Consider the following 6,616-nt stretch of genomic DNA (forward strand, 5'->3'; position numbering starts at 1 on the left):
ACTCGTCGGACGTGAGCGTGAGGAGATCGGCGCCCAAGTGCGACAGGTCGGGGTCGAGGCTGAGCCGGCCGAGTCTGCGGGGATCGTTCATCCGCAGCGCGGGTCGCCCCGGATCCCCCGCCGGATCGCTCCACAGGCGCAGTCGGTCCCATTCGGCACGGTCGGCTCCCGAGGCGTACTCGAGTCGTTCGATCGGCGCGGAACCGTCGATCTCGAGACGACCGGTCATCCCGAAATGCAACCCGAACGAAGGACCGTCGGTGTCGACGACAACGACCTTTCCACGACGCCGGACAGCCTCGATCGCCGCACCCGGCAGGATCTCGGTGAAGTCGTTCGGCGCAACCCGCTGGTCGCACCACACACGCCGGATCGTTCGCCCGACCAGCGACTGCGCGCTGCGGGTCCAGATCTCGGCTTCCAACCCTTCGGGCACGATGGTTTGCTCGGAACGGACGGCCGGAGCGTCAGACCACGGATTTGCTGACGTCGCCGAGGAAGCGGTCGAGCGGACCGGCGATCTGGTCGCCGTTGATCAGGAACGCATCGTGGCCGTGCGGCGAGTCGATCTCGAGATACTCGGTCGGCACGCCGTTCGCCTGGACGACCGTGGCGATCTGCTGCTGCTGGTACGCCGGGTAGAGCATGTCGCTCCAGATTCCGACGGCCATCGTCGGGATCTGCACCCGCGCCATCGCCCGGTCGAGGGACCCGCGTCCACGTGCGACGTCGTGAAGATCCATCGCCTTGCCGATCGCAAGGTAGCTGTTCGCGTCGAAGCGTCGCACGATCTTGTTGCCGTGGTGTTCGAGGTACCGCTCCACCTCGTACTGCTGCCACATGCCGAGTACGTCACCCGTCTCGGTCTTGCCCGAGAAGTCCCGCCCGAATCGATCGGTGAACACGTTGTCGCTGCGGAACGTGACCTGCGCGATCTGGCGGGCGATCGAGAGTCCGGTGGTCGGGCCGTCGCCGGGCTCGGCATCGTAGTAGTCACCGTTGCGCCACTTCGGATCGAGGCGAATCGCCTGGCGCCCGATTCCGCCCCACGCGATCTGTTGGGCGGTGGCCTGCATGCAGGTCGCGATCGCCACGAGCGACCGCACCCGACGTGGGTACATCACCGCCCACTCGAGCGCCTGCATGCCGCCCATCGAGCCTCCGATGACCGCCATCCAGCGGAGCACCCCGAGGTGGTCGGCGAGGCGCGCCTGCGATCGCACCATGTCGCGAATCGTGACGACGGGAAACCGTGACCCATAGGAGCGTCCGTCGGCGGGGTTCGGCGATGCCGGTCCGGTCGAACCCTGACATCCGCCGAGAACGTTCGCGCACACGACGAAGTAGCGGTCGGTGTCGATCGGTTTGCCCGGCCCGACCATCGCGGACCACCACCCGGTGTCGTCGTGGCCGCGCCCCATTCCCCCGGCGGCATGACTGTCGCCGGTCCACGCGTGGCAGAGCAGCACGGCGTTCGCTCCGTCGGCGTCGAGCGTTCCCCACGTCTCGTACGCGATGGTCACGTCGGACAGCGTCACTCCGGAATCGAGCGCGAACCGACGATCGGTCGCGAACGTGAACAGGCGCCGTTGGCCGAGCGGGTCTCCCGGCATCCAGGCTCCCGTCACCGGGTAGGGGTCGGTCGTCGTCACTGGGTGTCGACGGTACCACCGGTCCCCGCTGCCATCGCCGCTGGTTTGACCTCGGTGGCCATCTGTCGAGACCGTCATCCACCGGTGGCGCGGTCGCATCCATGTGCACGGCGGCCGAGCATGTGCGTCGCCGCCGGCGTTCGATTCTTCACGCCGAGGGTCGCCCGTTAGGTTCTGGCAACGCCAACGACGAAAGAAGCAAGATGAACCTGAATCTGTCCATGAGAAGTGGTGTCGTCGCTTGCGCGGTTGCCGTCCTGATGCTGAGTGCCTGCGGGAGCGGGAGCGACGCCGACAGCGGGTCATCGGCCGATGCGACGACGGTGATCGTGGCGAACGGCAACGACGACGACGGATCGGCCCAGCGGATGACCGAGGAATTGAGTCAGGCCGGGTTCACCACGGGTGAACCCACCAGCAGCGAGAACATCATCGAGGATTCGATCGTCTATTACGCGTCGGCAGATGGTGCCGAGACGGTTGCGCAGAGCGTCGCCGAAGCCCTCGGTGGAGTCGACGTGCTGTCGCTCCCCGACCCGGCGCCGATCGAATCTGGTGAGCTCGAAGGAGCCGGGGTCCTCCTGCTGCTCGGCCAGGACCAGGCGGACAAGACGCTCGACGAACTGTCCGGAGTGACCACCACCACCGCCACCGCGGCGGCGACCACGACCGCTCCATCCGGAGGCAGTACCACGACCGCTCCATCCGGAGGGAGCACCACGACGGGTCCGATCGGCGGAACGGTGCCCTGTGACGCGGACTCGATCAAGTCCGGGATCGGTGGCGACGTCGCCTCGGTCGACTCCTTCCAGTGCGACGAGGGTTGGGCCGGCGCCGCCTACACCGACAACGACGGGAACGGCTCGAACGCGATCCTCGAGGCCGAGGGCCAATTCTGGATCCTCCAGGATTGGAACACCGTGTGCGACGGCGATACACAGGTGCCCGAGTCGCTGCGGGTCTACTGCCCGGGTGGGTGACCGTTCAGGGTGCGCATCCCCCGGTGACCGGGGACGGGTGACGGGGACGGATGACGCGGCTGGGTGACGCGGACGGGTGACCGTCATCGGTGGGCTTCGATGCACTCGCCGTCGAGGAGTGCTCGGTCAGGTGAAGTCCAGCCGACCGATCACCGGTTGCGCGAGTCGCATCCGCTGATCGAAGCCGGCCTCGTACGGGAGGAAACCGTTGCGGTCCGGATAGAGCAACTGCGCCATGTCGAGCTCGTCGCCACGGAACCACGACGCGGCCGTGACGAACTGCGTCGCTGCGACGATCGGGTCGATCGGAGCGAACACGCAGCGGAGTTCGTTGTCGAGCAGGCCGACCAGTTCGACGCCGAACGGGATCTGGGTCCCGCCCCGACACGCGTCGGCGACCAGTGTCACCAGGCCGTTGGCAGCCGCTGGGGCCAAGCCGAACACCGCGACATCCGGGAAGTCGACGGCAGCGCGCATGCCGATCGAGTACGCGACAGCCGGTGTCGGCGGCTCGGTACTCGGGTCTGGTCGGATCGTCTCGAGTGCCCAACCGTGCGTCTCGATCATCCATTCGATCTTCTCCGCATGCGGGATGTGGAAATCGGGCAGCTCCATCTCGCCAGTGTGGCATCCGGTGCCGGACGGTGGACGGTCGACGTCGATCTCCGAGATGTGGATGCCGTGACGCGGGGTCAGCCGATCGCGTCGAGCGAATCGAGGTCGACGCAGTGTTGGAGGTGGCGGGTCGCCATCGCCGCGAACATCGCCTCGCTGCGCTCGCTTCCGCCGACGACCTGGCTCGCGACCACGGCCATGATCACGCCCGCGAACGCTTGACGTCGGTACTGCGTCCACAGCCAATCAGCGTCGATGTCGACGCCGTGGCCGGCGAGTGCGGTGCGGTACTCGTCGAGCAGATCCCGCTCCGCCGCGCGGCGGTCAGCAGGGACCAGCCCCGCACCGCAGAAGTAGGCGACGTCGTTGATCGGCGTGCCGTGGCCGGGCGTCTGCCAGTCGACCGCGGTGACCGGGGGACCACCCGCCCGCGTCGCGAACAGCAGGTTGTCGAGGCGATAGTCGCCGTGGGTGACCGTCAACGGACCATCGGCGCCACCGGCACCGACATCTCCACCACCTTCGACCCACTCGACGATGCGGGATCCGAACGCCTGCAGGACGCCCTGTGACGCCGGGTCCAGGTAGGTGTCGTACGTGGCGGAGAAGCCCGGGAGGAACATCTCCCACAGCGCCGCGAGTTGGGCGCCGTCATCGCCACCCGATCGCCTGCTGAGGAACTCGTGCTCGAACAACGTGTCGTCGTTCCACCGGGGACCGTGCAGCTGCGCGAGTTCGCCGATCGCGAGCCGGGCGGTGTCGACATCGCATCCCGTGATCTGGTCGCCCTGTTCGGCGGGAGCCATGTCCTCGAGCACCAGCACGAAGTCGCCGGTCGCCTCGTCCCACTCGCCGTGATGGCAGTGCGGAATCCGGATCGCGACCGTCGGTGCGATGTGTTCGTAGAACTTCACCTCGCGCTCGTAGTTGCGGAGCCCGATGCCGGTCGCTCGGCTGACCTCGTCGAGCGACGGCAGCTTGACGACCACGGAATCGGGCACATCGGACGCCGAGCGCATGTCGACACGCAGGTTCAGGCCCACGAGTCCGTCACCGATCCGGGAGATGGTGATGTCGGAAACCTCGGAACCGAACACGGTCGAGAGCCAGTCGGCGGTGATCTGCTCAGGTGTCACCGAGCGGACCATAGCCCCCTCGCCGATACCGTCCCGGGTCGATGTATCGCTTCCTGCTGCGACCTCGTTGGTTGCTGTTCCACCTCATCGTGATCGCAGGAATCGTCGGAATGGTCTACCTCTCGCTCTGGCAGCTCGATCGGCTCGACCAGCGCAAGGAATTCAACAGCAGGGTCGAGGCGCGGAGCGAGCAACCGACGGTCGAGTTCTCGACGATCCTGGACGAGATCGACAGCGGCGACCTCGATGAGGATGACGCCGAATGGCGCACCGTCAGCGCGTCGGGGACGTACCTTCCCGATCAGATCATCGAGTTCAACAACTCGCAGGGCGGCCGCGCCGGCGACAATGTGCTCACCGCACTGGTGATGGACGACGGAACAACCGTGGTCGTCAACCGCGGCTTCGTCCCCCTCGGCCAGGATCTCCCGGCCGCACCGGCGACCGAGGTCGAGATCGTCGGGTTCGTCCGCCCGTCGGAGGTGCGCGAACGTGGCGACCTCACCGATGCCGACGACGGGGAGCCACTCACCGAGGTGCGTCGGATCGACATTCCGAAGATCTCCGAACAGCTCCCCGGCGACGTCGCACCGGTGTTCATCCAGTTGACCGGATCCGATCCCGCGGTCGGCATCGCCGACCCGGTGCCGGTCGTGCTCCCCGAACTGGACAACGGTCCGCACCTCTCGTACGCGATGCAGTGGATCGTCTTCGCGATCTTCGTCGCGGTCGGTTGGGTGTTCGCAGTCCGGCGATCGTTGTCGGTCAGGGCCGCAGAACGCCGAACAGCAGACGCGGGTTCCGACTGACCAGTCGACGCCGCAGACCCCAGTCCGCGCGCCGGAACATCGTCGACATCACACGCGCGAGATCCCGCGGGGGCGTGTCGATCCGCAGGTACGCCGCCCATTGCTCTCGAGGCAACGAGAAGAACGTCTCGAAGAAGCGTCGGATCTCGTCGACATCCATCGCGAGGAGCACGTCGAGTCCGTAGTCGTGGAGCCGTCGACTCCGACGCAACGCCGTCGGCCAGACCGCGGCCGCAACCGCCTCCGCGTCAGCACGTGCATCATTCGGCTTGCGCGTGACATCGAGTCGTTCGACGATCGCGTCGGCGACGCGGTCTGCTGCACGGAGCGAGGCAGCGACCGAGTAACCGGTCGCGGTGTGGATCATTCCGGCCGCGGCTCCGAAGCGAGCGGTCACCGGATCGTGTCCGGGAATCGGTGCCCCCATCGGGATGCGCACCCGCTCGATGCGATCCGCACGGGCCAGCATGTCGTCGACGGTGAGGCCGAGTCGCGATGCCAACCGTCCGGACAGCGCGTCGGGATCGATCGCCGGGCCGGCGAGCACGGTCTCCTCGACCAGCCAACCGTCGGCCACGGGTAACGCGTAGGCGAACGTGGGGCGCAACGATCCCCCTGCACTCGGCGGGTCCGAGAAGTCCATCATCGTGGGGACCCCCAACGAATTCGACGGCGGTTCGGGCAGCACCACTCCGAACGCGGTCTGCCAGGACACGTTGCCGACATCTCCGACATCGGCATCTCCGAGATCGGCGGGGCCCAGCCCGGACGGCCACCCGGTTGCGTCGACGACGAGGCGGGCATCCACATCGGCAACGGCGGTCACATCACGGACCTCGTGACGAACTCCGTCACGCAGCACGGCGTGCAGCCGCTCGTTGTCGAGCACGCCGTACCCCCGCGGGATCGTCAGCGATCGTTCGAAGTGCGCGGCGATCGAATCGAAGCGGTGCAGCCAGACGTCCTGATCGTCAATGCCACCGGCACCGGCACCGATGCCATCCACACCATCGAGGTCATCGATCCAGGTCGTGTACGTCGCCGTCCACGGTCGATCGGCCCCGATCAGGACGACATCGACACCGCGTCGTTCCAGCGATCGAGCGAGCGCTGATCCGGCTGGACCGTCTCCGACGACGCCGACATCGCGAGCTGACACGTCCGTCGGCTTCTCAGTGCGCTTCGAGTTCAGCCATCCGCCGGAACTGTTCGACGACGTCCGGCGTGTCGTGGTCCGGATCGAGGGTCCGGTAGACGGTGTCGACGTTGACCGCGATCCGGCCGTACTCACCCCAGTCACCGAAACGTGGTGAGCCGTCGAGCAGCTTGGCGATGTCGCGAGCCGCGTCGAACGCGTCGAGGCCCGCGTCGTGACGCCCGCGCGCCTCGTCGTCGACGAAGGCGAGGTAGTCGCGCACCTCGAC

Annotated in this window: 7 protein-coding genes and 1 pseudogene; 2 read left to right on the forward strand and 6 right to left on the reverse strand. The window is 67.1% G+C overall.

The window, feature by feature from the left end; genetic code table 11:
* Together WBV89_RS14105 and metX are read right to left on the reverse strand one after the other, a co-directional pair.
* Positions 1 to 436: DNA-formamidopyrimidine glycosylase family protein (locus WBV89_RS14105; RefSeq protein WP_423981992.1), on the reverse strand; the 436-nt coding region annotated here is incomplete at its 3' end.
* A gap of 31 nt (positions 437 to 467) precedes the next feature.
* Positions 468 to 1,652: a homoserine O-acetyltransferase MetX gene (gene metX, locus WBV89_RS14110; protein ID WP_423981993.1), complete on the reverse strand. Its 1,185-nt coding sequence runs from the start codon at positions 1,650 to 1,652 to the stop codon at positions 468 to 470.
* Between the two features lie 221 nt (positions 1,653 to 1,873).
* Here metX and WBV89_RS14115 point away from each other — a divergent pair, with 221 nt between their 5' ends.
* Positions 1,874 to 2,632, forward strand: a complete 759-nt coding sequence (locus tag WBV89_RS14115) for a LytR C-terminal domain-containing protein (protein ID WP_423981994.1) — start codon at positions 1,874 to 1,876, stop codon at positions 2,630 to 2,632.
* Between the two features lie 126 nt (positions 2,633 to 2,758).
* On the opposite strand, the gene WBV89_RS14120 is transcribed toward WBV89_RS14115, so the two are convergent.
* Both WBV89_RS14120 and WBV89_RS14125 read right to left on the reverse strand, forming a co-directional pair.
* Positions 2,759 to 3,247, reverse strand: a complete 489-nt coding sequence (locus WBV89_RS14120) for a DUF4262 domain-containing protein (RefSeq protein WP_423981995.1) — start codon at positions 3,245 to 3,247, stop codon at positions 2,759 to 2,761.
* 77 nt (positions 3,248 to 3,324) lie between these two features.
* A complete protein-coding gene (locus tag WBV89_RS14125; protein ID WP_423981996.1) occupies positions 3,325 to 4,383 on the reverse strand; it encodes a phosphotransferase family protein in 1,059 nt (352 codons plus the stop codon).
* Positions 4,384 to 4,424: 41 nt separating this feature from the next.
* On the opposite strand from WBV89_RS14125, the gene WBV89_RS14130 reads away from it, so the two are divergent.
* A complete protein-coding gene (locus WBV89_RS14130) occupies positions 4,425 to 5,192 on the forward strand; it encodes an SURF1 family protein (protein ID WP_423981997.1) in 768 nt (255 codons plus the stop codon).
* Here WBV89_RS14130 and WBV89_RS14135 read toward each other — a convergent pair.
* On the reverse strand, positions 5,149 to 6,351 hold the full coding sequence (locus tag WBV89_RS14135; RefSeq protein ID WP_423981998.1) for a lycopene cyclase family protein: 1,203 nt from the start codon (positions 6,349 to 6,351) through the stop codon (positions 5,149 to 5,151). The two genes, WBV89_RS14130 and WBV89_RS14135, sit on opposite strands and share 44 nt — an antisense overlap.
* A 13-nt stretch (positions 6,352 to 6,364) precedes the next feature.
* A pseudogene (locus WBV89_RS14140) lies at positions 6,365 to 6,616 on the reverse strand (MBL fold metallo-hydrolase); the annotation flags it as partial.

Source organism: Ilumatobacter sp. (assembly GCF_049588435.1).
In the GTDB taxonomy this organism is placed as follows: Bacteria; Actinomycetota; Acidimicrobiia; order Acidimicrobiales; family Ilumatobacteraceae; genus Ilumatobacter_A.

Excerpts from the sequence above, each read along its gene's own strand:
- WBV89_RS14115 (WP_423981994.1), top strand. The coding sequence starts at position 1,874 with ATGAGAAGTGGTGTCGTCGCTTGCGCGGTTGCCGTCCTGATGCTGAGT.
- WBV89_RS14120 (WP_423981995.1), bottom strand. The coding sequence starts at position 3,247 with ATGGAGCTGCCCGATTTCCACATCCCGCATGCGGAGAAGATCGAATGG.
- WBV89_RS14130 (WP_423981997.1), top strand. The coding sequence starts at position 4,425 with ATGTATCGCTTCCTGCTGCGACCTCGTTGGTTGCTGTTCCACCTCATC.